Origin of the sequence: Aquibium carbonis, assembly GCF_003970795.1 — a bacterium.
Lineage (GTDB): Bacteria > Pseudomonadota > Alphaproteobacteria > Rhizobiales > Rhizobiaceae > Aquibium > Aquibium carbonis.
Window position 1 is genome coordinate 1 of the sequence record NZ_RWKW01000035.1, and the last position, 25,115, is coordinate 25,115.

Below are 25,115 nucleotides of genomic sequence, written 5' to 3' on the forward strand. Positions count from 1 at the left end.
GCCGCTTGCGATCCCAGGACCGAATATCCCGAGGCCGAGCAGCGACAGCGCCGCCAGCACGATCGCCATGGCCTGATCGATCGTCGGGCTGGCGCCACCGAAGCCGGCGGTGAACTCGCCGAACAGCGTCGAACCGATGCCGATAATCACGGCGAGCACCAGCACCTTGATGCCGGAGCTGATGACGTTGCCGAGCACGCGCTCGGCCATGAAGGCGGACTGGCCGAACAGCCCGAATGGGATGAGCACAAAGCCGGCAAGCGTAGTGAGCTTGAACTCGATGAGCGTCACGAACAACTGCACGGCGAGGATGAAGAAGGCGAGCAGTACGAGCGCCCAGGCAAGGAAGAGGCACGCGATCTGAATGAAGTTCTCGAAGAACGACCAATAGCCCATGAGGCCGGAGATCGAGTCGAGCAGCGGCCGTCCGGCGTCGAGGCCGGTTTGCGCAACACGGCCGGGGCGTAGCAGATCGGTGGTCGAGAAGCCGGTGCCGGAAGCCTTGAGGCCGAGGCCGGCAAAGGACTCGAAGACGATGCGGGCGAGATTGTTCCAATTGCCGATGATGTAGGCGAAGACACCGACGAACAATGTTTTCTTGACGAGCCTAGCGATGATGTCGTCGTCCGCGCCCCAGCTCCAGAACAGCGCTGCGAGCGTCACGTCGATCACGATCAGCGTTGTCGCGATGAATGCGACCTCGCCGCCCAACAGGCCAAACCCGCTGTCGATGTAGCGGGTGAAGACCTCCAGGAAATGATCGATGACCCCCGTGCCCCCCATGGCGCTACTCGGCGTCCTCGGTCTGCGGCGCCGCTTCACGACGGCGCGCTTCGCTCGCGGATGAGCCTTCGGCGGGCGCTCGTGACTGTTCTCGATCCGCTGTCGTGTTGCCGGTCCCAGGCGTCAGGAAGCGCCGGCGGCTCTCAGCCCAGGCGCGCAGACATGCGGGATCGCGCGGACCGGCCTCTCCGAGGCTCTGACAACGGAACAGTTCGGCGCTCAGCGGGTCCAACGCGTTTGTCTGCGCCGGACGGGCGGACTCCATCTCCGGCCGCTCCTCCTTCCGGGTCAGCTCGACGACCGTCGCGGTGATTGCGACGGCAACGAAGGTGACGGCGCCGAGCCGGGCGAGCATCTTTCCGTCCATAGCGTGGCCTCAGTTTCCTGCGGGGAACATGCTGGCGTTGCCGGGCTGGTAGCCGGAGCCGGGCGTGAGAAACCTCCGGCGCTGCTCGCGGCCCTGGTCCGCGGCGGCCGCGCGCTCGGCTTCTGCGAGCGCACGGGCGCGGCCGTCAGCGGCCACAACGGCGGTGAGGTCCGCGAGCTGTTGCGCTTGAAGGGCGAGGATCTGGTTGCCAGCCTGGGCGGCTTGCAGGGCGCCGGTCGCACCCTGGCTCTGGCCGACGAGCGCTGACATCTCGGTGCGGTTGGTGTCGAGGTTGCCGACCACCGTCGCCTGCACGCGCATCGCGTCCTGCAAGCCGCCCACGGTGTTCTGCCATCGGGTGCGCGCGTCGGCGATGAGCTGCTGGTCGGACGCGGACAGTGAGGCACTGCCATACGTCGTCTGAAACGCCTGGTCGATTTGCCGGACGTCGAAGGCGATGTTCTGCGCTTGGCCGAGGAGCTGCTGGGTCCGCTGGATCGACTGTTGCAGCCGCTGGAGCGAGGAGTACGGCAGGCTGGCGAGATTCCTTGCTTGGTTGATCAACATCTGGGCTTCGTTCTGAAGCGAGGTGATCTGATTGTTGATCTGCTCAAGCGCGCGTGCCGCCTGAAGCACGTTCTGCACGTAGTTCGTCGGGTCGTAGACGATCCACTGCGCCGACGCGGGCGTGATCACCAGCGGTACAAGCGACATTGGAAGCGAGAAGATGGTGGCGGCGAGGAGTGCCGCGCGCGAGCGGGATTTGCGGGTGCTCATCGTTGAGCCTCCTTTGAGGGTTCGGGGAGGAGCGTCGGGAAGTTAGGAAGGAGATCGATGGCCCAGCTCACGCCACGGGCCTCGAGCCACGCAGGGAGGAACCCCTCCCGGCCGTGCTCGGCCAGGATGCTGGCAATCAGCGCCTGATCATCCTTTGCGGACGCAGCGCAGAGGGCGAGGCCGACGTCGGAGAGGCCCAGCTCGAAAAGGCGATTGCCGCGTCGGGATTGGCAGTAGTAGTCCTGTTTCGGCGTGGCTCGCGCGAGAATCTCTATCTGGCGATCATTGAGCCCAAACCGGCGATAAATGCTGGTGATCTGCGGTTCGATCGCCCGGTCGTTGGGCAACAGCAGCCGCGTGTGGCAACTGTCGACGATTTCAGCAGCGATCGTGCTCTTCTCGATCTGTGCAAGCGACTGGGTTGCGAAGACGACCGACGCGTTCTTCTTGCGGAGCGTGACCAGCCACTCGGTGAGCTGCTTGGCAAATCCGGGATCGTTTAGCGCCAGCCACCCCTCGTCGATGATGAGCAGGGTTGGCGAGCCGTCGAGCCTGTCGGAGATGCGATGAAACAGGTAAGACAGGACGGCCGGCGCGCCTCCGCTCCCGACAAGGCCTTCGATCTCGAAGGCTAGAACAGCGGCCGAACCCAAATGCTCGAATTCCGCGTCCAGCAGCCGGCCATAGGGGCCTCCGACGCAATAGGGTCGAATTGCCTGTTTGAGGTCGTTCGATTGTAGCAGCACCGTCAGGCCGGTAATCGTCCGCTCCTCGACAGGGGCGGAGGCAAGCGAGGTCAGCCCCGTCCAGATGTGCTCCTTGACTTCCGGGGTGATCGCAACGCCTTCGCGCATCAGGATGGCGACGATCCAGTCGGCCGCCCAGGCCCGCTCATAGGTGTCATGGATGCGTGCGAGTGGCTGGAGAGAGACGGATATTTCGGAACCTTCCGTGAGGCCGCCGCCGAGGTCGTGCCAGTCTCCGCCCATCGCCAGCGCGGCGGCGCGGATCGAACCGCCGAAGTCAAACGCGAAGACCTGGCTGCGCTCGTAGCGGCGGAATTGCAGGGCCATTAACGCGAGCAGCACTGATTTGCCGGAGCCGGTTGGCCCCACGACCAAGGTGTGGCCCACATCGCCAACGTGAAGCGAAAAGCGGAAGGGCGTGCTTCCCTCGGTCTTGCCGAAGAACAGCGGAGGCGCTTTGAAGTGCTCATCTTGCTGAGGGCCGGCCCAGACGGCCGAGAGTGGAATCATGTGCGCTAGGTTGAGCGTCGAGATCGGCGGCTGCCGGACGTTGGCATACAGATGGCCGGGCAGGCTTCCGAGCCAGGCGTCGACCGCGTTGACGGTCTCGAGCATCGCAGTGAAGTCGCGGCTCTGGATCACCTTCTCGACGAGGCGCAGCTTCTCGTCAGCAAGGCGTGGATCGCCGTCCCACACGGTAATCGTAGCCGTCACGTAGGCCATGCCGGCGAGATCCGCGCCGAGTTCCTGAAGGGCCATGTCGGCGTCGGCGGCCTTGTTGGCGGCATCGGTGTCTACGAGGACAGACGCCTCATTCGTCATGACTTCCTTGACGATGGCCGCAATGCTTTTTCTCTTTGCGAACCATTGCCGCCTGATGCGGGTGAGCAGCTTGGTTGCGTCGGTCTTGTCGAGCAGGATCGCGCGTGTCGCCCAGCGATAGGGGAATGCGAGCCGATTCAGCTCGTCGAGGATGCCGGGCGTCGTCGCGGTCGGGAAGCCGACGATGGTGAGGGTTCGCAGGTGCTGATCGCCGAGACGGGGCTCAAGGCCCCCGGTGAGGGGCTGGTCGGCCAGCAGCGCATCGAGATACATCGGTGTTTCGGGAACACGGACACGATGGCGCTTGGTGGAAACGCAGGAATGCAGATAGGTCAGCGTCTCGCTGTCATCCAGCCAACGGCATTCCTTCATGAAGCCGTGGAGCAGCGCGAGCACACGGTCGGTGCGGTCGACGAAGGCTCGCAGAATCCCGTGAGGGTCGACGCCTGACCGTTCCCTTCCCTCGTAGAGCCAGGTCTCCGCGCGCGCGGCATCCTCGGCCGGCGGCAGCCAGGCGAACGTGAGGACGTAGCGGGACTCGAAATGCGCGCCTTCTTCCTCGAAATCAGCCTTGCGCTCGGCATCAAGCAACGCCGACGCGGGATCGGGAAAGATGCTGTCCGGATAGCGGTTGGAGGGGTAGCGCTGCGCCTCTACGAAAATCGCCCAGCCCGATCCGAGACGCCGGAAAGCGTTGTTAAGCCTTGCCGCTACGCCTACCAGCTCGGCTGCAACAGCGGAGTCCAGGTCCGGACCGCGAAGGTTCGCGCTTCGTTGAAATGAACCGTCCTTGTTCAGAACGACGCCTTGGCCAACGAGCGCGACCCAGGGCAGAAAATCTGCGAGGCGAGTGGCGGTGCGGCGATATTCGGCGAGGTTCATCATAGCGGGCTCAGACTGCGAGAACGGAGGGGATGCGCAGATGCCGGCGGATCACTTCGACGAACATTGGATCGCGCTTGGCTGCCCATACAGCCGCGAAGTGGCCGGCGGCCCAGACTGCGAGACCGACGAGCCAGAGCCGAAGGCCAAGGCCGAGAGCGGCCGCCAACGTACCATTGAGGATCGCGATCGACCTTGGCGCACCGCCGAGCAGGATATGGTCTGTCAGCGCCCGGTGAACGGGCACCGAGAAGCCGGGGACTTCTGCGTTGTCGGCGATGCCCGCCATCACACGAGCACTCCGCCGCCGAAGCTGAAGAAGCTGAGAAAGAAGGAACTGGCCGCGAAGGCGATCGAGAGACCGAAGACGATCTGAACGAGTCTCCGAAAGCCACCGCTCGTGTCGCCGAACGCGAGGGTCAAGCCGGTGACGATGATGATGATCACCGCGATGATCTTCGCGACGGGTCCTTCGATCGACTGAAGGATTTGTTCGAGCGGCTGCTCCCACGGCATTGAGGAGCCGGAGGCATGTGCGGCCGGAGCGAGCGCGAGGCTGACGACAGCGGCCACGGTTGCAGCAGCAATATGACGACGAAGGTTCTGGAGCTTGTGGATCACGCGCGATCTCCTGTGGCGGGCAATGTTGCGGGGGTGACGTGGTAGTCACCGTCGGGTGTGAGGCCGTGGACGCGTGCGAGTTCGGCGAGACGCCGCCTTGATCCACGGCCGCTGAGGACAGCGACGAGGTCGATCGTCTCGGCGATGAGGGCGCGAGGCACCGTGACCACCGCCTCTTGGATGAGCTGTTCGAGACGCCGCAGTGCCCCGATGGCTGTGCCGGCGTGAATGGTGCCGACGCCACCGGGATGCCCGGTGCCCCAAGCTTTCAGAAGGTCCAGGGCCTCGGCGCCGCGCACCTCGCCGATGGGGATCCGGTCAGGGCGCAACCGCAGAGAAGAGCGCACCAGGTCGGAGAGCGTCGCGACGCCGTCCTTGGTGCGCATCGCCACGAGATTGGGGGCGCTGCACTGAAGCTCGCGCGTGTCCTCGATGAGAACGACGCGATCCGCTGACTTCGACACTTCTGCGAGGAGCGCATTGGTGAGCGTAGTCTTGCCGGTGCTTGTTCCCCCGGCGACGAGAATGTTGCGGCGATCGGTGACCGCGCTGCGAAGAGTCTCCGCCTGCTCGGCCGACATGATGCTGGCAGCGACGTAGTCCTGCAGCGTGAAGATCGCGATGGCGGGCTTCCGAATTGCAAAGGCAGGCGCGGCCACGATAGGCGGCAGCAGGCCCTCGAAGCGCTCCCCCGTTCCGGGCAACTCTGCCGAGACCCGCGGACTTCCGGCGTGGACCTCTGCGCCGACATGATGGGCGACGAGGCGGACGATGCGCTCTCCGTCGGCGGCCGACAGGTGCTCGCCTGTATCGGCGAGGCCTTCCGAGAGCCGGTCGATCCAGAGCCGCCCGTCGGGGTTGAGCATCACCTCGACGATCGACGGGTCTTCCAGGAATGCGGCGACCGCTGGCCCAAGGGCCGTTCGCAGCATGCGCGCGCCGCGAAGTATCGCCTCTGTCTGCTGGAAGGAATTCGCCATGTCGTCCCCGTTCTGCGCGGGACCACTCGAGAGCGGCCCTGGATCGGGGATGAGTAGAAGAGGCAGAAATTCGGGCGACGCAACAACGAGAATGTGGTCGTCGTACTGTGGCGTACAATTACAGGGAAACGGCTAAACCGCGGAAGTCTAGTGACTGGTCCTGTGCGCTCTATTCAGATGGTGAGTCACCAGGGACATCTTCGGCGACCTCCTGACGTAGCCGTGGTCCCTTGGCGAGGCGGCGACCGAGCGCTGCGACAAACGCATCGTAGCGTTCGCCCGCTTGTGCGCGCGCGGCCGCCTGGGCCGGCTCCGGCAGCGGCGGGTTTGTCATCAACCAGTTCCGGACGAAGACCGCGAGCGTCTCTACCGCGATCCCCAGGTCCCGTTCCAGGCGCGTCATACGCCTGTCGAGCTGATCAAGACGCTTCGCAATAGCAGCTTCCTGCCGCTCGGCGGCGTCAGGTGACAGGAAAGACGCGATCGCGGCTTCGGCGATGAGCGAGCGCGACTGGCCACGACGCGCTGCGTATTCCGCGAGCGATTTGGTGACGCCGGGTTCAAGATAGACCGAGAGCCGCTGCTTCTTGTTCGGATTTGGCATGGCGTCCTACAGCTCCATGCCATCGTTCGGATCGAGCGAGACCTGCCGCGCGATGCCTTGCACGAGTCGGTTCATGCGGCTTAGCCGCGCGGCATCGTCGGGCTCGTCGTCGTTGGGGTCGATCTCGAACTCATTGGCGATGGGCGGCTTCTTCTCGATCGGTGCCACGCGATCCAGCTCCGGCTGGTGGCGCCTCTCGGAGCCCGTCGGGTCCTCGTCGTCCACGCCGCTCACTGACGGCGCGGCGTCCTGCAAGGGTCGCGGCGGCAAGGGCCTGCCTGTCCAGTCATCCGATTGCTGGTGATCTGTCTTCGTCAGGATGGGAGGCGGCAAGATTCGCGCCCGAAACCTGGCATCTTCGAAATAGCGCGCCTTCTTCGCGCGAATGGGCGGCGTGCCCGCCACCATTACGATCTCGTCTGCGGGCGGGAGCTGCATGATCTCGCCCGGCGTGAGCAGGGGCCGGGCCGTCTCGGAGCGCGAGACCATCAGATGGCCGAGCCACGGACTGAGCCGGTGCCCGGCGTAGTTCCGCATCGCCCGCAGTTCGGTCGCGGTGCCGAGGGCGTCGCTGACCCTTTTGGCTGTCCTTTCGTCGTTGGTCGCGAACGAGATTCTGACGTGGCAATTGTCCAAGATGGAGTTGTTCGGGCCGTATGCCTTTTCGATCTGGTTGAGGCTCTGCGCGATCATGAAGCTTTTCAATTTGTAGCCGGCCATGAAGGCGAGTGCGCTCTCGAAGAAGTCAAGGCGGCCAAGCGCCGGAAACTCATCGAGCATGAGTAGAAGCCGATGCCGCCGGGCCTTGCTGTTCAAGTCCTCCGTCAGGCGGCGGCCAATCTGGTTGAGGATCAACCTGATCAACGGCTTGGTCCTAACAATGTCGGATGGCGGCACGACGAGATAGAGGGTCGTCGGCCGTGCATCTCCGACAATGTCGGTGATCCGCCAGTCACAACGGCGTGTGACGGCAGCCACAACAGGATCGCGATAGAGGCCGAGGAACGACATTGCGGTGCTCAACACTCCGCTTCGTTCGTTGTCCGATTTATTCAGCAGCTCTCGTGCTGCACTCGCAATCACCGGATGCGGTCCTGCCTCGCCGAGATGGGCAGTCTTCATCATCGCCGCGAGCGTGGACTCGATCGGACGCCGCGGGTCGGACAAGAACGACGCCACGCCGGCGAGCGTCTTGTCCTCCTCCGCGTAGAGCACGTGGAGGATGGCGCCGACCAGCAGCGCATGGGAGGTCTTCTCCCAATGGTTCCTCTTCTCCAACGAGCCTTCGGGATCGACCAGGATATCGGCGATGTTCTGGACATCCCGGACTTCCCATTCCCCGCGCCGGACTTCGAGCAGCGGGTTGTAGGCGGAAGACTTCGCGTTGGTCGGATCGAACAACAGCACCCTGCCATGCTGCGACCGAAATCCGGCAGTGAGCTGCCAGTTCTCCCCTTTGATGTCGTGGACGATCGCGCTGCCTGGCCAGGTGAGCAGCGAGGGAATGACCAACCCCACGCCCTTCCCACTCCTCGTCGGCGCAAAGCAGAGAACATGCTCGGGCCCGTCGTGCCGGAGGTAGTCGCGGCCCAGCTTGCCGAGTACGACGCCGTCGGGACCGAGGAGGCCCGCCGCATCCACTTCGTCGGTCCGGGCCCATCGTGCCGAGCCGTAGGTGTCGACGTTCGTCGCCTCGCGGGCACGCCACACCGACATGCCGATCGCGACTGCGATCGCGATGAAGCCGCCTGACGCTGCGATGACGGCCCCTTCCACGAAGATCGGCGGCGCATAGGCGTCGTAAAAATACCACCACAGAAAGAAGGACGGTGGATAGTAGACTGGCCAGCCGAACACGATGAACCATGGCTCGCCGAGCTGGGCTTGAAAGCCCAATCGCCACGCCGTCCACTCGGTCGCGACCCACGTCGTGCCGAGGATGATCAGTGCGACGGCGAGGAGCTGGCCCCAGAGGATCTTGGTTGCGGACATTACCTGCTCTCCTTTTCTTCCCGTCGCTTCGTTACAGGCCGATGCCCCGCTTGCGGCCGAAGCTCCAATCGATCCCGCCATCGCCACGTACGACGCCCGAGACATGGCGACCGAGATTCCGCTCGAGCGACGGCGACCACGGGACGAGCTGAAAGCCGAGCCCGTCGTCGAGCATCGCGAAGCGGCCGGAGGCGAGATCGAAGCGGCGATAGTATGTGCCGGCGACATACTCGCCGGCCGACGGTTTGGCGGCGGCTTGTCCTGTCTCGGCGGTCAGACGTTCGCTCAGTGCATCGAGTTCGCGTCGGCGCAGTGTTTCGATGAGGTTGCGGCTGAAACTCACGCCGCGCGCCTGGCGCTCGGCCAGGCCCTGACTGATGAGATGCTCGGCGCGGCGATCGAGCGCGTCGCGCACCTCGGCTCCGAAGCCACCGCCACCAAGGGCTACCGGTTCGCGCGCAATCGCTTGGCGGTCCAGCCAGGTGGCGCCGTTGGCAGTAATCTGCTGCTCGAGCGGGATGTCCGATCGAACTGCGAGCGCAACGCGTCGCCGGCCCTGCGCGTCATCAAACTTGCGCAGCTCGACGATCGAACCTGGGCCCGAGTCCCCAGCAGCATCGAGGTCGGCGAGCTTGATGTGATGGGTCCGGCCGTCGACTCCATCTATCACGGCATAGGCCGTGCCGTTCAGCTCGTCATCGAGACCACGCGCTATGAGGCGACCAACGATCTGGTCGTCGAGGCTCTCTCCGGCGAGCACGAAACTCGAGGTGCCACGCTCGATATTGCGCTCGGCCAGCCCGCGATGGATGCGCTTGATGATGTCGCCTCGCTCGCCAAGCTCGCGCAGAGTGGTTTCGGCATTCTCGACCATCACCCACTGGCCCGGGCCGATCTGATCGGCAAGGCCCAGAGCCTCCAGCTTGCGCAGCCGTCCGACTTTCAGGACGTGAAGCTCGTCAGGCTGGCGATCAGGGCTCGGAGCGAGATCGATGACGCCTGTCCGATACGCGTCACGCGAGAGTTGCCGGTCGAGGTTGGTCCAGCGCTCCGACTCGACCTGACGTTCGAGGTTGCGCCGGATCTCCTGATCCGTGCGTGGGCCCAACTCCTGCGTCACGAGATCCTGTGCGCGAGCACGCATGCCTTCCTTGATGTAGTCGCGCGAGATGACGAGATCCTGGCCGTCGTCGGAGCGGCCGCGCAGGATGATGTGGACGTGGGGATTGTCGGTGTTCCAATGATCAATGCCCACCCAGTCCAGCTTGGTGCCGAGGTCCTTCTCCATCTGGTTCATCAGGTCGCGGGCGAAGATCTTGAGGTCCGACATCTCGGTCGCATCCTCGGGCGAGACGATGAAGCGGAAGTGGTGGCGATCGTCCTCGCAACGCTCGGCAAACTCCTTGGCATCCAAGTCGTCGCCGCCGGGTCCGAAGAGACGGGCTTTCTCCCCATCCCGGGTCACGCCTTCGCGGCGGAGATAGCTGAGGTGTGTTGCAAGCGGCGCCGAGCGCGCCGAATGGCGAACGACGCGGGTCTTGATGACCGTGATGCGCGAGCGGCTGGTGAGCAGACGGTTCGCCTGCACGGTCGCGCGGCGGCCACGTCCGAAGCGCGATCCCGTGCCGGAGCTGATGTTGCCCGAGCGTGAGACGTGACCGCCGGCCCGCTGCGCGGCCGCAAGCGCCTGCGCGATGAACGGCCGAGCGCGCTGGGCGCGCGTCGAGCGGATGCGGCCGGGGCGGATGCGGAACTCGTCCTCGACGCTCATAGCCACAGCTGCGCACATCGCGCTAACACTCTGATTGAACAGAGAGAGCGCCGAGGTCGCAGGCCGCGTCGACAGGGCGCACCTCGCGAATTCGGCTCGCAAGCTATTGAAAAACCACGACCGTCCTCGCGCGCACATCGCGCCTTTTTATCTCGCCATCGTGCGGTCGTGCTTCCAAGCTCCTGCCTCAACGCACTCCATTCCACGCCTGAACACGCCATGACGCGAATGGGGACGGCAGTCGTCATTGCGGCCTCTCGTTGCCGCCGCGTGCTACGAATAGAGCGGGTGAACGCGCTGAGAATGCGCTGGCGTCTTGCATTCGTGGCGCGTTCGGTCCGCTCTCGCGCTGACGCTGGGGATGCATTGCGGCTGCTTTTCCGACGTCATCAGAGCGTGCGACGAAGAGCGAGGCGCTCATCCAAGCAAGCGGATCAGCGCGCGTCGACGGCATTGCATACGGCGGCGGGTCAACCCCGAGAAGGGGTGCGATCGTGGCGACATAGGCCCGCGTCTCGGCCGGCAGATCGCGCGTGCCCGCAAGGTACTCGTCGTAACGCCGGGGCCCTGCATTGTAGGCGGCCAGCATGGCGCTGAGATTGCCGTATCGGTCGTACATCTCGCGCAGGTACGCGGCGCCGGCGAGAATATTGTCCCGTACATCGAAGGGGTTGCGACCAAGATCGTAGCGGGCGCGCAGCTCAAGCCAGGTTTCCGGCATGACTTGCATAAGGCCGATCGCGCCAGCAGAGGATACGGCGCGGATGTCATGTGCGCTTTCGGCGCGCATGACCGCGCGAATCCAGGACGCCGGAATGCGGAAGCGGCGCGAGGCCACGTCGATGTGGAGAGCGATGGGGCTCGCCTGATCGGCGCTGGCGGACGACACCACCTGAGGGCTGGCCGAACCGCTGATCGTGACTACCGAGAGCAGGCCGGAAAGGAGAAGGGCGGTGAGACGCCGGGCGGGCAAACGCCGCCCGGGCCTCATGATCCGCGTTGGTGAGGTGCAGCAGATGGGCATTCCGTCAGTCCCGCTCGGCGCGCTTCTGCGGACGCGTCCAATGCAAACCCCAGGCGGACTTGCCCTCGCCCGACTGAAAGAGATTGGCGCGGATCGGCTGTCCGAGTGCGGGGTCGTCGATCTGGACCGACACGTAGTCGCCAGCCTTCTCACCGATGCGCTTCCAGCCTGCGCCGATCTCCGGGCCATCGCCGTCACCGAGATGCGCGCGATAGTCCGGCGCGTTCTCGGCGTCCGAATGTTCCGCCGGAACCAACACCATCTCGATGTCGAGTGAGAGCGTGCGGATGCGTCCGGAATAGCCATTCTTGGTGCGGGTGAACTCTCCGATCTGAGGCATTTCGGTCTCCTTGGTGGTGCGATGAGAGGGACGACAGCGCGCACCGTCACCGCGTCGGTGCGCGCCATTCGAACTGTCCGGTGCTTTCCTCATCGGTCCACAGCGGCAGCGCGTGGCCGACGATTGCGCTGGTGGGAAGCGGGCCGAAGTAGCGCCCGTCGAGGCTGTCCTCGACCCACCAGTTCATGAGGAAGACCTCGCCGTCGGCGATGCGGCGGCAGCCTTGCCAGATCGGCAGTTGCCGGCCGAGCCGGTCGCGCACCAGCGCATCGCCCATCTCGATGCCGTCGACTGTGACGTGCGTGCCATGGCGGCAGACTTCTTGCCCCGGACGCCCGGCAACACGTTTCAGGAGCGGCACGCCGCGCGGCAGGTAGTGGCGCTCAGCCAGGAAGGAGGAGAGCGGTTCAGGCGCGTTGACGACGACCAGGTCGGTGACCTCGAGCCGATCCGCCGGCGCGATCGTATAGAAGCCAATCGGCATGCTGGCGGAAGCGTTCCAGATGAGTCGTGGCGTGACGGGGACGAAGAAGCCGACGCCGATCGACATCGCGGCGAAGTACGTGGTCATGACGTAGCCGAAGCGCGTCATGACTCGATCTCGCGGCGCAGTAGGATCGCGCGATGTTGCTCGACCGTGTAGGCGCGCGGTTCCTGGCCCGCAGTCAAGCGATTGTGGACATGCCGCCAGTGATGCGGCGAGACCTCGCTCGGATCGATTCCAGCCGCCTCAATAGCGTCGATGACCTGGAGGACGCGCTCGACCTTTGGCCAGTTCTCCATCTTGAGGAGGAGGTCGCCGCCCGGCCGTACGAAAGGCAGTGTGGAATAGCGCTCGCCCGGCGTGATCGTGCGCACGATGTCGATGCGCGAGATGACCGTGCCGTGGTCGTTCGAGGCCCAGCGAACGAAGGCGAAGACGCTGTTGGGCGTGAAGCTCAGGACGCGGCGGCGCCGGTCGAGGATCTGCTCCGCCTTCTCCTTGCCGAAGCGAATCCAGTATTCGACCTTCTTCTCGATCCATGTCAGCTCGACGCGCGTGAGGCCGTCGACAGGAAGCGGCGAAGGCACGAGACGAAGATGCGACGCGCCGGTCATGGCAGGTCTCCTTCGGCTGGAGGGAATTCGCGGGCGAGGAGGTCGCGCAGCATGTCCGCAACGGTCAGGCCACGCTGGAAGGCGACGATCTTGATGCGGCCGCGCAGTTCCGTCGTGATGTCGATCGTCAGCCGCGCGGTGTAAGCGGCCGCGTCGCCGTTGCTGTTGGAGCGCGGCGCAGGCGCCTTGATCCAGCGTTCGGGATCAGCCGGTCGCGCGATGAAGGCGCGTTTGGAGGATCGCTGGGTCACCGCGCCAGCCTCCCGACTTCGCTCGCAAGGGCAGTGATCTCGCGCGCCGCAATCGTTGCGTGGGCTTCCCAGACGAGGCGGCCGGACTGGGCGGCGTCGGCAAAGGCGACACGCTGGCCGACCTTGGAGGCGAGCAGCGGCGGGTCGTGATCGGCGAGCGTGAGCGCCGTCTCGCGCGCGATGATCGTGCGTGCGCCGCACCGATTGAGAACGAAGCGGGCGACGATCTGGGGCCGGTAGACGCGCGCCTCGCTGAGCAGCGCGAGCATCTCGGCCGAGCCCCAGCCGTCGAACGGCGATGGCTGGACCGGGATCAGGATGATGTCGGCCGCCAGCAGCGCCGAGCGCATCAGCCCGGCGACGCGCGGCGGGCCATCGATGACGATGTGATGGACGTTGCGCGCGAGCTCGGGCGCTTCGCGATGAAGCGTGTCGCGAGCCAGGCCGATCACGCCGAACAGGCGCGGAAGGCTTTCGCGTGCGCGTTGCTGCGACCAGTCGAGGGCAGAGCCTTGCGGATCGGCGTCGATGACGGTGACGCGCTGGCCGCGGCGCGCCCACTCGCCGGCGAGGTGAAGAGCGAGCGTCGTCTTCCCGACACCGCCCTTCTGGTTGAGCAGCGCGACAATCATGGGGCGCCCCGCTCTCGGCGGCGCGCATGCACAGGTGTGGATTTCGGAGCGGCCGTTAGAAAGATTCCGAAGGAATCTTGGTTAGAAGAGTTACGGCGCGCGCAATGCCTTGAATCGGCGTGCGGATCCGACGATTCCGGTCCCCGATAGCACGAGGATCGGGTCCCCGATGGCACGATAGGTCCGGTCCCTGATAGCACGAGACGATTCACAGCTTATCCCCAACGCGCGAGGTCCCGCGCTGCCTCAGCGAAGCGAGGGCAGTGGGATCGATTGGCGCGAATGAGAGGCGTTCGGGGGCGTCCCGCGGCTGCTCGATGGTCAGCCGGTAGCCAGGCAGCGTCTGCCGGCGAACGATGTCGCGCAGGTCGTAGGCGAAATGCTTTAGCGGTGAGAGGCTGCCGGACTTCGCATGAAGATAGGCGATGTCGAGGCTCCAGCCGTTCTGTTGGCGGCCGCCATGCTTGCGCACCAGGCGATAGAGCCAGCGCTCCAGTCCGCCGGTCAGGCGGAAGTAGGCGCGGTCGATGGTCAGCACGAGCGCATCGTCGAGGACGGCGGCGAAGAACCAGTCCGGCACGATCAGCTCGAGGCCGAGCGGACGGCCGTGCGCGTCCGCGCGCTCCTTCCACTCGTTGATCCAGGAGAAGCGATGCATCCGCCGCTCGCTTGGCTGGCGGATCGAGGTTGCGACGGTGGTCGATTGCAGGCGGTCGAGCCCCGCCTTAAGGCGGTCGTAGTCGCGCGCACTCACGCCGCGACCGATGAAGTTAAGAATCTCGTAAGGCGTCGCCGCCATCAGGCGCGAGGGCTGCAGGCCGAGGTCGCGCGCCTCGACTATCTGCGAGGCTGCCCAGATCAGTACGTCGGCGTCCCAGATGGTCGCGAGGCCGTGCTCCGGGACCGCTTCGACGCGGATGACGATGGTGCCGGCCTTGAAGTCGATGGGCGTTAGCCGCTTTGACTTGGCGAGCGAAAAGAAGGGATAGGCCATGAGGTCCTGCGCGTCGCGCGGCGCGAGATCGCCGGGAAGAGCCCGGAAAAGATCGAGTTGCTCGCGCTCTGTGCTACGGCGCGCCGAAGGCATCTGCCGGTCTCAGCGATGCTGACGTCCGGCATGCAGCATCGACGGATGGCGCTTTGCCGGAAGAACGGAGCCGCGAGGATCGGATGTGGAGGTGACCGCGCCTCGGTCGGCCCAGGCCCGCAAGTCCTCGAGAGCGTAGACGACCCGGCCGCCGAGCTTTCGATATGCGGGGCCCGTGCCGTACGTACGATGCTTTTCAAGCGTGCGGCTGGACAGACCGAGAAAGTTGGCCGCCTCCGGCGTTCGTAGAAAGCGCGGCGGCAAGCCAGCGAGAGTGGACATTTCGCACCTCCGGGCATTCGTTGAGGCTGCCGGTGATCACCGGCGTTCGAAGGCCACAGTGGCGGAGAGAAGCTGCGAGGGGGGAGTGGAAAGGTGGGAGTCTAAGATTTCCACACCCGCAGGCGGCTAGAATCGCGGACGATGCTGGAGAAGCTTTCGATATCCTCCCGCGATCATCATCAGACCGTGCTTGATGAGATCCATGGTGGCGTAACGCCGCGACGATGTCTTCCAAACCTCTTCGGCGACATGCTCGATCCCGAAGAGCACTTCCGCGATGGTGCGATAACTTTCACCGTAGAGATGGCCATCGACCGCTTGGATCATGTGTCGCGCACGGCGCGTCTGCTGCCGGGTTAGCCGAGGATCGCGTGGCACCGACCGACGGTGAACTGATCGCAGGAGGCGGTCGATTGCTTCGAGACGTCCGAAGCCGTGCTCGTCGAGCGGAACCAGTGCGGCGAGCGGTGCATCCGGGGGTGTGTTCGGCAGGCAGACGATATGGAGACGTTGGCCGTTTCGCAGGGTGTGGAGAAAATGCGTGCCACCTTCGTCGACCAACGCCTGTGCTCTTTCATCGGGATCGACGACCTCGAGCTCAATCTGGGGATTCAGAAGCACCGGTGCTGTCGTCACCACCACCGTCCCCGTCTCTTCCTGGGGCTCCCAGAGCACTTCGGTGTCGATCGCCTTGAGGGCCGGCGCTATCGGGAAATCGGAGGCCCCAGCGCTGGCGAATGCGTATTGCCGGCGCTTGGGACTGCCTGTCCTGACGTTCTATTGCCGAGTAATCGCGCTCGTATTCGGAATTCCGACGCAGCCATTCCCAAGCGAGGTCGGGGGCGGCGAGCGTGTCGAGGTAGTCATAGTCAGCGGATGAGCGCCACTTGGACCTTTTCTGTGCCATCTGTCTCCTCCCACGCGTGATTGAAAGTGCGTGCAGGGAGTCCGACGATCATGGGTTGCGGCGCGTGGGGATAGTCCAAGAGTCTGCGCGATGCGATGCAGATCGCGCGCATCGGCGACGTTCAGCCGCCTGACTTCTCGCGCGCCAGGAAGCGGTATCCGCATTCCGTCATCCAGCGTGCGCGGGCCAGGTGAGAATCGTGAACCCGGCGAGCGTGTTCAGCGTCGCCGTCCGGATCGAGGCCGAAGAGGACTGTGGCTGCCTCACGCCAGTCTGCCCCATCAGCGGCCGCATCGAGCAGGCGCAGGTAGAGCTTGGTGTTCTTGCGGTCGTAGTCGGTCACCGCGTCGCTGGCCGGTGGTTCATCTAGGTAATATTGGTTCGTCACAACCGCCTCATCGACAAACGAATTGCGTCCAGATACAGAATGTTAACCAATTCCGCGAGCGACGGGCGATGCACCGACCGCATCGCGTGATGCTCCGGACGCAGATTGGCGAGCGGTTGCTAACGGCGCTGCTATTCACGTTTGGGTGTTCTTATTCCTCATTACCATGACACCTTCACCTTGGTCCGAGCTGAGGAGGACCACGCCGCTCGCTTCGAGTGCGCGACGGACCTGGTCGCGTGTCGATTCGTAGACTGCGAGGTCGCTCTCCGACTCAAGGCGCTTGAGCGCTGTAAGTGATACTCGGGCCTTGTCAGCGAGCGTCTCCTGCGTCCAACCCAGCAACGCGCGCGCGGCCCGCGATTGTCGGGCGGTGATCATGCATGATCACCTCCCATCGCCGGGCACACGCACGCCAGAACTACGACCATTTTAGTCGCTCTCGGCGACTGGCGCCAGGTAAAATCGCTGTGTTTACCGTCAGCAACGGGGTGGCGGTGGGACTGATTCGGTCGCTCTAGCGAGCGAAAGCCCCGCCCGGATGGCCCGGGCGGGGCTTGGGGCTCGTGCCTCACTCGCCGTTGCGACGGTTGGGGCGGGACCAGATCAGGCTGTAGCCTTCGCCGTCCTCGTCGTCGAAGAGGTTGGCATAGATGGGAGCCGTGAACGACGGGTCGTCGAGCTTGAGACCCAGATAGTCGCGGCCTTCGTTGGAGCGCTTGGCCCAGGCGGCGCCGATCTCGACGCGGCCCGCGAAGACGCGGTGGCTGGGGGCGTTCTCGCCCGAGCGGATGGTCTCGGGAACGATGCGGACGTTCTTGGCCTGGACGCTGAGGGTGACGATCTGGCCGACGAATTCGTTGCCGGACTTCTTGAAGGTGCCGATGGTCGCCATGGTAGTTCTCCTTGATCTCTGTTTCGAGCCCGCACCATTGCGGCCTCGATGGCGATCGGTTGGCCGGAGGCGATCGTCGCCGCACCTGCTTGCAGGCCGGAGCACAGCGGAGGATGGCAGCCGTGAGACTTTCTTGTTTCGCGAGGAATGGGCGCAGCCCAGGGGAAGAAAGTCGATCGGCGCCATTGCGGCTTAGGCGATCGAGGCGAAGCCGGCCTTCGGCCAGATCAGCCCATCAAAGAGGCCGCTTGGAGCGCTCGATCAGACAGAGAAGGATCAAGGAGAACTTGGCGACACCCGTCGTGCAGCCGCTGAGACACGGCGGACGGCGGCCAGTGCTTCACCATGTCGAGGCAAACGAACCTCCCGCCTCAATGCTCCCGACGAACAAGAAGTGGCGAGCGATCTGGCCACTGCCTTCGCAGGCGTCGTCGTTCGCTACGCGGCCTGGCCCGCATTTCAACGTGACGCGCCACCAGGGGCTCGCTCTGATCCGGGAGTTCCGCAGCGAACTGCCAACTGACGTGGTGGAGTCGAAGGCTACAGCCTGATCTGGTGATGCCGCGCCGGCTCGAATGGCGTCAGGCGCGAACCACGCCCTGGCCGACCTGACCGGGCGGGGCCAGCGTCGCGAGGCGAGCGAAGGCAGTAATGGCGACGACGATCGCGCCGACAACCGAAAAGGCGATCTGCCACGTTTCGGAAGGCATGGTGTGCTTCACGATGCCATGGGTTGCGTGATAGCCGGCGATGGCCGCTGGCGCCACGAAGACCGCTGCGATCATGAGGCGGAGCCAGAGCGGCTTGACGAAAATGAGCAGCAAGTGGCCGATGAGGAGCGTTGCGAGACCGGCAATGATCCCAACGGCGATTCCTCCGAGCCAGCCAGCGCCGGTGCCGTAGGCCCAAACGCCTGCCGTCACGCCGGCGAACAGCGGTAGCGCGTAGACGGCGAGGTAGAACAACAGACAGCAGATCACGCCGATGGCGGCGATGCTGGCGAGGATGCTGATGACAATCATAATGGTGGCCTCCGTGAGAAGCATCTGACGGTCGCGCCTTCCACCACCACCACGGCGCGAACGGATATTATAGCAAAGAAGAGAAGGCCGCGGCGAACCGAATTCGCCGCGGCGCTCTGATTGAGGCAGGTGTTGACGGCGATCACTTCGGCTTGTCGCCGTAGCGCCAGACGGGAACTCCGATCTTGCGGGCCTTGTCGGTCAGGTTGTCCTGGATGCCCGTTCCCGGGAAGACGATGACGCCGATAGGCAGCACGGCCAGCATTGCGTCGTTGCGCTTGAATGGTGCGGCCTTCGCATGTTTCGTCCAGTCGGGCTTGAAGGCGATCTGCGGCACGTTGCGGTGATCGGCCCAGCGGGCGGCGATACGCTCGGCGCCCTTCGGTGATCCGCCGTGCATCAGCACCATGTCGGGGTGCTTGGCGCGCACCTGGTCGAGCTTGTCCCAGATCAGCCGATAATCGTTAAAGTCGAGCCCGCCGCTGAGCGCGACTTTCGGGCCGGGCGGCAGCATGACCTCGGTCTCGGACCGCTTCTTCGCGGCAAGGAAGTCCCGGCTGTCGATCATCGCTGCGGTCATGGCGCGATGGTTGACGAGTGAGCCGTTGCGCGGCCGCCAGGCCGAGCCGGTGTGGCGCTCGAAATGCTCGCAGGCCTGATCGCGCATCAGCTCGAAGGCGTCGCGTCGCTCGATGAGCGTCTGCCCCTCGGCGATGAGTCGCTCCAACTCGACGGACTTGACCTCGGTGCCGTCCTGTTCGCGCTGGCTGCGGCGCTGCGCCTGTTCGTTATCGTCGAGCTCGCGGGCGATGCGGTCGGCGGCGCGATGGAAGACGTTGGTGGTCGACCAGAGCAGGTCCTCGAGATCGGGCTCGAGGCGGGTATCGCTGAGCGTGGCGACGAGAGCGTCGAAGATGTCGGCGATAGCCCCGGCGACGAGGTTGCCTTCGGGAAGCGGCCGGGGATCGGGTTCGTCCTGGAAGGGGCGGAAACCGTAGAGCTGAAGCTCGGCGAGAACGTGATCGGTCGGAGACGAACTGTGGCGGGGTTCGAAGTCGTCGTCGGTGATCATGGAATGCTCCGTCGCTGGATTGGCCGCGACCCTCGCGGCCTTCATGGCGACGGAAGACGGCGGGCGGGCCGGCCCTGCACCCGGAGCGAAGCGCAGGGCCGAAGCGCCAGCGGAGGACCGCAGGGGGCCGACTATTTTGCTTCGCGATGTAAAGGCGGCTCTGCCGCCGACGGAAAATAGTCGGCCACCAAGGTTGCCGGGCCGGGCCGTTTGCCGTCCCGATCGCCCTCTTGAAGGCCGAGGGTGCGGCTCTCTCCGGCGCTTCGGAGCATTGGCCGCAGGCGAGATTCCGGACCTCACCTTCGTTCCGGCCGTGCGTTCACGGTCGCGTGCTCTATGCGGCGTCGGCCATGAAGCGGGTGGCATCCCGGTGCGCGAGCTGGGCCCGAAGGTCTGCACCCAGCACGTCGGGGCCGAGCATGCGGAGATCCTCGTTGAAGTCGCCCAGCCTCGGCGACAGCACGATCGCCTCGATACCGTCGTCGGACGCACGCTCGATCAGCGCGGCCATCGCACCGTCGCCGGCCGGATCGTTGTCGCGCGCGATGTAGAGGCGGCGCAGCGTGTCCGCGAACAGGATGGCCGAGAGATGGGCGGCCGACAAAGCGGCGACCATCGGCATGTCGGGTAGGGCCATCCTGAGCGACAGCATGGTCTCGATGCCTTCGCCACCAGCCATGACATCGCCGGCCACTCCGAAGCGGACAGCGTGTCCGAGAAGATCGCCCATCGCGCGACGCGGCGTGTTGATCGGCGCCTTGCCGAGGCGAATGGGGTCAAAGCCCTCGGGATCGAGCCAAGTCCGATGCGCTCCGGTGACGCGGCCGTCGAGATCGGTGACCGCTGCGATCATGGCGGGCCAGGTCTCCGTCGCGGAATGCTCGTCCGGCCGGTAGTAGCAGCGTGGGTGAAAGCGGAGCGATCCGGTTCCGTGCAAAGACGTAATACCGCGTCTACGGAGATATGCCTCGACCAGCGTGCCGTGGATCGGTCGCGACATCGCGAACAAGCGCTGCGCAGCCTCCGGCGACCCTGTCGGGGTAGGATGTAACGCGTGGCGGCGCTCGTCGCGCGGCGGTTCGGCTTGCGGCAAGCTGAGGAAGGCGCGTGCCTCCTTGGCGACATCGGCGAAATCCAGGAGGCCGCAGCTCTCGCGGATGACGTCGAGAAGGTCGCCATGCTCGCCGGTGGCGGCATCGGTCCATTTGCCCGACGCGCCCTTGCCGCTCTCGGGGCCGGCCAGGCGCACGAACATCGAGCGCCCAGGCGTGTTGCGCACGTCGCCCACCATCCAATAGCGACCTTCGCGATGGCCGTTGGAGAGATAGTGGCGGCACACCGCCTCGGCGTTGCGCGCGAGACGGTGTGCGAGTTCCGAAGCATCGAGCCGGGACATCACGCGGCCTCCCGCTCGCCGACGCGCGCGACCGGATAGCGATCCATCACCTTGGCGAGGACCGCGGGGCCGCTCGCGTCGGTGGGCACGAACATGCGCAGCTTCCACGAAATGATCTCGTGGAAGAGGCCGTAGGCCGTGAGCCGTTCGCGCATGGTGTCGGTGAAGCCCGACAATTCGATGCGATGACTACCCATCAACCGTACGCGACGAAGCTGGAGCCCCTCGGCAAGATCGATGACGGTCTTGCCCTCGACAAGGGCGGCGAAGGCGTCGTCCGGCGTCAGCGAAGGCAGGCCGGTCGCCGTGGCGGTCGCTGCCCACGCCGGCGAGACCCTGCGACCGATGATGCGCTCGCCGTCGTCGGTTTGCAGCCGATAGACGCGTGTCGACTCGTTCGGCAGCCGCTTCCAGATCGGAAGCAACAAACCCGCGACCATGTGGATGGTCGAGTCGGCGAACGCCGGCACCTCGTTCAGTTCCGTGGTCCAGGCCTCGGCGAAGGCCGCTTCGTCTGCCTCCTGCCAATGGCTCTCCGCCATCATGCGGACGGGGACGTTCGGTGCTTCCATCGGCCGGATCAGGCGCACGCGGTATTCGACCTCGCCGTCGTCGAGCATGACGGACGGCGCCCGGACCTGCATGGCCGCACGCCCGGAGCGTTCGTTGACAAGAAGCCGCGATCCGCGCTCGCGCAGCCGGCTCAGCGCTTCGTCCAGCGTGACGGGACAATTGCGCTGGCGCTGCATGATGGTCAGGAGGCGCGTCTCCGCGCCGGTGCCCGGATGCGTGTAGATCGTCTCGCGGTCGGTGACGACGAAACTTTCCGCCCGCAGCGTTTCCAGGCCCATGTCGTAGGTGCCGGCGGCGATCGCGCCCTCGATGCGGGCGTTCAACAGTTGCTCGAACGCCGTGAACAGGATGCCTTGCAGCTCGATGGTCAGCGCGAGCATGCGGTTGAGGAAGGTGGTGATCGGCGGCAGGTCATCCTTGATGCCGTTCGCATCCATGAGCTTCAGGCCAGTCGCCGCTTCGAAGCGCTGAAGCGAGCAGCCCTCGATCTTGCCGCGAACGAGCAGCATGTAGAGCTGGCGCAAGGCGTCGCGTCCGTAGTGGCTTTCGAGATTATCTTCAGGCCTGAACAGGTTCTGGCCGCCGGTTTGGCGCTGACCGCGCGTGATCGCGCCGAGCGTATCGAGCCGGCGTGCGATGGTGCTCAGGAAGCGCTTCTCGGCCTTCACGTTCGTCGCGACCGGCCTGAACAGCGGAGGCTGCTGCTGGTTGGTGCGATGCGTGCGGCCGAGTCCCTGGATGGCCGTATCCGCCTTCCAGCCGGGCTCGAGGAGATAGTGCACGCGAAGGCGCGTGTTCCTCGCCGTAAGCTCGGCATGATAGCTGCGGCCGGTGCCACCCGCGTCGCTGAACACAAGGATGCGCTTCTGGTCGTCCATGAACACCTGCGCCTCGGCGAGATTGGCGGAGGCCGCCCGGGTTTCGACGACAAGGCGATCGCTCCTGGTGGCGCCGCTCGACTTGCGGACGATGCGGCGCGATCGGCCGGTCACTTCGGCGACGATGTCTGTGCCGAAGTGCTGCACGAGCTGGTCGAGCGCGCCCGGAACGGGAGGCAGGCTCGCGAGCTTCGCGATCAGCGCATCGCGACGCGCAACAGCCTCGCGGCTCTCGACCGGCTGTCCGTCGCGGTAGATCGGACGCGACGACAGTTTGCCTTCCGAATCCGTGAACGGCTCGTAGAGCTGGACCGGAAAGGAATGGGCAAGATAGTCGAGGACGTACTCGCGCGGCGTGATATCGACGCGAACGTCGTTCCATTCCTCGGTCGGCAGCTCGGCGAGGCGGCGCTCCATCAGCGCTTCGCCCGTCGAGACGATCTGGATGACGGCGGCATGGCCGTCTTCGAGATCGCGCTCGATCGAGCGGATCAGGGTCGGCGTCTTCATGCTGGTGAGCAGGTGCCCGAAGAAGCGCTGCTTCGCAGACTCGAATGCACTGCGCGCGGCTGACTTGGCCTGGCGGTTGAGCGTTCCCGATCCGCCTTCGCTTCCGCCGGTGATGTTGGCGGCCCGCATGGCGGCATCGAGGTTGTTGTGAATGATCGCGAAAGCATCCGCGTAGGCGTCGTAGATGCGGGTCTGGTTGGGCGTCAGCTCATGCTCGACCAGTTCGTATTCGACGCCGGCAAAGCTCAGCGAGCGCGAAGTGTAGAGGCCGAGCGCGCGCAGATCGCGGGCGAGCACCTCCATGGCGGCGACACCGCCGGCTTCGATCGCCTCCACGAATTCGGCCCGGGTCGAGAACGGGAAGTCTTCGCCACCCCAGAGGCCGAGGCGCTGCGCATAGGCGAGATTGTGCACGGTCGTCGCGCCGGTCGCGGAGACATAGACAATGCGGGCGTCCGGCAACGCGTGCTGGAGCCGTAGGCCGGCGCGGCCCTGCTGCGAGGCCTCCTGATCGCCGCGTTCACCTTTGGCGCCGACCGCGTTCTGCATGGCGTGCGCTTCGTCGAAAATGATCACTCCGTCGAAGTCGGAGCCCAACCATTCAACGATCTGCCGCACGCGGGAAAGGCGTTCGCCGCGGTCGTCGGAGCGTAGCGTGGCATAGGTGGTGAATAGGATGCCTTCCCGAAGGGTGATCGGCTTGCCCTGCGGGAATCGGGAGAGCGGCGTGATGAGCAACCGCTCCATGCCGAGCGCGGACCAGTCGCGCTGGGCATCCTCGATGAGCTTGTCGGACTTGGAGATCCACACCGCCTTGCGGCGGCCCTGCATCCAGTTGTCCAGAATGATGCCGGCAGACTCGCGGCCTTTGCCAACGCCTGTCCCATCGCCGATCATGAAACCGCGGCGGAAGCGAACCGCGCCCTTGGCGTCCTCGGCCGCGGCGCTCACGACGTCGAGGGTGTCATCCACGGTCCAGGCGCCGGCGAGATGGTCGCCATGCGCCTCGCCCGCGTAGATCAGCGTTTCGAGCTGCGCGCCCGAAAGCAAGTTGACGATGTTCGCCGGAAGGCGCGGACGATAGCTCGGCTTGGGCGGCGCGACCGAGGCCATCGCTGCCGACTGGACGAGCTGCGTGGGGTGATCCTGAGCGCCGGGAATCCGGATGCTCTGGAGCGCATAGTCCTCGTAGATGGAGTCGGAGAGGCGCGCGCCCTGCGGCGGCGTCCAGTCGACCGTCTCATAGGCGAGCTCGATGCCGGCGGGCTCGGACGCGCTGGTGGTCTGCGATGCGGCTCGAGCGGAGCGTGCGATGTAGCCGCGAACGGTGCGCGGCGTGGTGACAGTGGGCACAGTCCGGGAGGCATTGACCGGCAGCCGTGCCGGAACGCGCTCCGCGATCCAGGCCAGCAGCGTGGCGACGTCCGGCGCGACACCGGGCGCGACCGGGAACACGGTCGGATCCTCGGCCGGGCGCTTGTCGATGACGGTCAGCCGCGTCGGGAATGTCGTGCCGTGCTTGGCATAGACCCGCCCGTCGATGGCGGCGGAGAAGATCACGCGGCCGCGCTCCTGCAGCCGGACATAGGCGTCGCGCCAGGCTGGCGCGTCCGGCGCGAAATTGGCGCCGGTGACCGCGACTAGGCGGCCGCCGTCGGCGAGCCGCGCCAGGGCCGATGCGACATGGCGGAGTGCGGCGTCGGCCATGCGGCCTTGCACGTTCGCCATCGCCGAGAAGGGCGGATTCATGATGATGACGCTCGGCACGATGGCGGCGTCGAGGTGATCGTGAATCTGCGCCGCGTCGTGGCAGGTCGTGGCGATGTTCGGGAAGAGCCAGGAGAGAACACTGGCGCGGGTCTCGGCCAGCTCGTTGAGGACGAGTGATCCGCCCGCGATCTCGGCAAGGATGGCGAGCAGGCCCGTGCCCGCCGACGGCTCCAGCACGCGATCAGCCGGCGTGATCGCGGCGGCTGCCATGACCGCGAGGCCGAGCGGGACCGGCGTCGAGAACTGCTGGTACGCCTCGCTCTCCAATGAGCGGCGCGTGTGGGTCGGCAGGAGCCCGACGATCTTCTCCAGCAAAGGGAGCGCCTGAGCCGGAGAACCGGCCTTGCGCAAAAGCGCCTTTCCGTATTTGCGGAGAAACAGGACGGTTGCGGCCTCGCAAGCGTCGTAGGCTGTCTTCCAGTCCCAGGCGCCGGACGCATCGGAGCCACCGAAGGCGCCCTCCATTGCGGCGCGGAGGGTCGCCGCGTCGACCTGCCGGCCCTGTTCGAGCTGCGGAAGGAGATGGTGCGCGGCTGTGCCGACGCAGCGGGCGATATCGGACGGAGATGCAAGCGGCGACGCCGCGACCGCAGGCGCGGCCGCGAGAGTGGTGGATGGGGTCATGGTGATGAACCTCTGGGAGAG

The 25,115-nt window shown here is 65.4% G+C and carries 27 protein-coding genes; all 27 read right to left on the reverse strand.

The genetic code is table 11. The features are described 5' to 3' along the window. Window positions 1-783, reverse strand: a 783-nt coding sequence (gene trbL, locus EJC49_RS10155) for a P-type conjugative transfer protein TrbL (protein ID WP_126699816.1), incomplete at its 3' end; no start/stop codon positions are given. A gap of 4 nt (window positions 784-787) precedes the next feature. Next, window positions 788-1,150, reverse strand: coding sequence for a putative entry exclusion protein TrbK-alt (gene trbK-alt, locus EJC49_RS10160; RefSeq protein ID WP_126699817.1), 363 nt, complete (start codon window positions 1,148-1,150; stop codon window positions 788-790). A gap of 9 nt (window positions 1,151-1,159) precedes the next feature. Further along, window positions 1,160-1,927, reverse strand: coding sequence for a P-type conjugative transfer protein TrbJ (gene trbJ / locus EJC49_RS10165; protein ID WP_126699818.1), 768 nt, complete (start codon window positions 1,925-1,927; stop codon window positions 1,160-1,162). Then, window positions 1,924-4,380, reverse strand: a complete 2,457-nt coding sequence (trbE, locus tag EJC49_RS10170) for a conjugal transfer protein TrbE (RefSeq protein ID WP_126699819.1) — start codon at window positions 4,378-4,380, stop codon at window positions 1,924-1,926. Before trbE ends, trbJ begins: the two co-directional genes overlap by 4 nt. A 7-nt stretch (window positions 4,381-4,387) precedes the next feature. Further along, on the reverse strand, window positions 4,388-4,666 hold the full coding sequence (locus EJC49_RS10175) for a VirB3 family type IV secretion system protein (RefSeq protein WP_126699820.1): 279 nt from the start codon (window positions 4,664-4,666) through the stop codon (window positions 4,388-4,390). Further along, window positions 4,666-4,965 carry a TrbC/VirB2 family type IV secretion system protein gene (locus EJC49_RS10180; RefSeq protein ID WP_425358808.1) on the reverse strand — a complete coding sequence of 100 codons (300 nt, stop codon included), beginning with the start codon at window positions 4,963-4,965 and terminating at the stop codon, window positions 4,666-4,668. Before EJC49_RS10180 ends, EJC49_RS10175 begins: the two co-directional genes overlap by 1 nt. A gap of 29 nt (window positions 4,966-4,994) precedes the next feature. Next, the gene (gene trbB, locus EJC49_RS10185) at window positions 4,995-5,978 is read right to left on the reverse strand and encodes a P-type conjugative transfer ATPase TrbB (protein WP_126699822.1); all 984 of its coding nucleotides are present in this window, start codon (window positions 5,976-5,978) and stop codon (window positions 4,995-4,997) included. 169 nt (window positions 5,979-6,147) lie between these two features. Then, window positions 6,148-6,582, reverse strand: a complete 435-nt coding sequence (locus tag EJC49_RS10190) for a ribbon-helix-helix protein, CopG family (RefSeq protein ID WP_126699823.1) — start codon at window positions 6,580-6,582, stop codon at window positions 6,148-6,150. Window positions 6,583-6,588: 6 nt separating this feature from the next. Further along, window positions 6,589-8,574 (reverse strand): conjugal transfer protein TraG, encoded by a 1,986-nt coding sequence (locus EJC49_RS10195; RefSeq protein WP_126699824.1) that lies wholly within the window; start codon window positions 8,572-8,574, stop codon window positions 6,589-6,591. A gap of 31 nt (window positions 8,575-8,605) precedes the next feature. Next, complete coding sequence (locus tag EJC49_RS10200; protein WP_126699825.1) at window positions 8,606-10,345, reverse strand: relaxase/mobilization nuclease domain-containing protein; 1,740 nt, start codon at window positions 10,343-10,345, stop codon at window positions 8,606-8,608. Between the two features lie 244 nt (window positions 10,346-10,589). Continuing rightward, the gene (locus tag EJC49_RS10205; protein WP_126699826.1) at window positions 10,590-11,369 is read right to left on the reverse strand and encodes a lytic transglycosylase domain-containing protein; all 780 of its coding nucleotides are present in this window, start codon (window positions 11,367-11,369) and stop codon (window positions 10,590-10,592) included. 4 nt (window positions 11,370-11,373) lie between these two features. After that, window positions 11,374-11,709 (reverse strand): DUF736 domain-containing protein, encoded by a 336-nt coding sequence (locus EJC49_RS10210; protein ID WP_126699827.1) that lies wholly within the window; start codon window positions 11,707-11,709, stop codon window positions 11,374-11,376. A gap of 46 nt (window positions 11,710-11,755) precedes the next feature. Continuing rightward, entirely contained in the window at window positions 11,756-12,301 is a 546-nt protein-coding gene (locus EJC49_RS10215) for a S26 family signal peptidase (protein WP_126699828.1), read from the reverse strand. After that, window positions 12,298-12,807, reverse strand: a complete 510-nt coding sequence (locus tag EJC49_RS10220) for a DUF2840 domain-containing protein (RefSeq protein ID WP_126699829.1) — start codon at window positions 12,805-12,807, stop codon at window positions 12,298-12,300. Before EJC49_RS10220 ends, EJC49_RS10215 begins: the two co-directional genes overlap by 4 nt. Continuing rightward, window positions 12,804-13,058 (reverse strand): hypothetical protein, encoded by a 255-nt coding sequence (locus tag EJC49_RS10225; RefSeq protein WP_126699830.1) that lies wholly within the window; start codon window positions 13,056-13,058, stop codon window positions 12,804-12,806. Before EJC49_RS10225 ends, EJC49_RS10220 begins: the two co-directional genes overlap by 4 nt. Next, window positions 13,055-13,690, reverse strand: a complete 636-nt coding sequence (parA, locus tag EJC49_RS10230) for a ParA family partition ATPase (RefSeq protein WP_126699831.1) — start codon at window positions 13,688-13,690, stop codon at window positions 13,055-13,057. The genes EJC49_RS10225 and parA overlap by 4 nt, the downstream gene beginning before the upstream one ends. A gap of 208 nt (window positions 13,691-13,898) precedes the next feature. After that, complete coding sequence (locus EJC49_RS10235) at window positions 13,899-14,777, reverse strand: replication initiator protein A (RefSeq protein WP_126699832.1); 879 nt, start codon at window positions 14,775-14,777, stop codon at window positions 13,899-13,901. A gap of 9 nt (window positions 14,778-14,786) precedes the next feature. After that, complete coding sequence (locus EJC49_RS10240; protein WP_126699833.1) at window positions 14,787-15,059, reverse strand: helix-turn-helix transcriptional regulator; 273 nt, start codon at window positions 15,057-15,059, stop codon at window positions 14,787-14,789. 126 nt (window positions 15,060-15,185) lie between these two features. Beyond that, window positions 15,186-15,695, reverse strand: coding sequence for a DUF2285 domain-containing protein (locus EJC49_RS10245; RefSeq protein ID WP_245453344.1), 510 nt, complete (start codon window positions 15,693-15,695; stop codon window positions 15,186-15,188). Beyond that, on the reverse strand, window positions 15,658-15,966 hold the full coding sequence (locus EJC49_RS26055; RefSeq protein ID WP_245453345.1) for a transcriptional regulator domain-containing protein: 309 nt from the start codon (window positions 15,964-15,966) through the stop codon (window positions 15,658-15,660). The genes EJC49_RS10245 and EJC49_RS26055 overlap by 38 nt, the downstream gene beginning before the upstream one ends. A 121-nt stretch (window positions 15,967-16,087) precedes the next feature. Beyond that, window positions 16,088-16,354, reverse strand: coding sequence for a DNA -binding domain-containing protein (locus EJC49_RS10255; RefSeq protein WP_126699835.1), 267 nt, complete (start codon window positions 16,352-16,354; stop codon window positions 16,088-16,090). 135 nt (window positions 16,355-16,489) lie between these two features. After that, entirely contained in the window at window positions 16,490-16,735 is a 246-nt protein-coding gene (locus tag EJC49_RS10260) for a helix-turn-helix domain-containing protein (RefSeq protein ID WP_126699836.1), read from the reverse strand. A gap of 190 nt (window positions 16,736-16,925) precedes the next feature. After that, window positions 16,926-17,249 (reverse strand): DUF736 domain-containing protein, encoded by a 324-nt coding sequence (locus EJC49_RS10265; RefSeq protein WP_126699837.1) that lies wholly within the window; start codon window positions 17,247-17,249, stop codon window positions 16,926-16,928. A gap of 581 nt (window positions 17,250-17,830) precedes the next feature. After that, window positions 17,831-18,271: a hypothetical protein gene (locus tag EJC49_RS10275; protein WP_126699838.1), complete on the reverse strand. Its 441-nt coding sequence runs from the start codon at window positions 18,269-18,271 to the stop codon at window positions 17,831-17,833. 142 nt (window positions 18,272-18,413) lie between these two features. Next, window positions 18,414-19,343, reverse strand: coding sequence for a DUF2493 domain-containing protein (locus EJC49_RS10280; RefSeq protein ID WP_126699839.1), 930 nt, complete (start codon window positions 19,341-19,343; stop codon window positions 18,414-18,416). Between the two features lie 334 nt (window positions 19,344-19,677). Beyond that, window positions 19,678-20,739: a DUF7146 domain-containing protein gene (locus EJC49_RS10285; protein WP_126699840.1), complete on the reverse strand. Its 1,062-nt coding sequence runs from the start codon at window positions 20,737-20,739 to the stop codon at window positions 19,678-19,680. Beyond that, window positions 20,739-25,094 (reverse strand): strawberry notch-like NTP hydrolase domain-containing protein, encoded by a 4,356-nt coding sequence (locus EJC49_RS10290; RefSeq protein ID WP_126699841.1) that lies wholly within the window; start codon window positions 25,092-25,094, stop codon window positions 20,739-20,741. Before EJC49_RS10290 ends, EJC49_RS10285 begins: the two co-directional genes overlap by 1 nt. Between the last annotated feature and the right edge of the window lie 21 nt (window positions 25,095-25,115).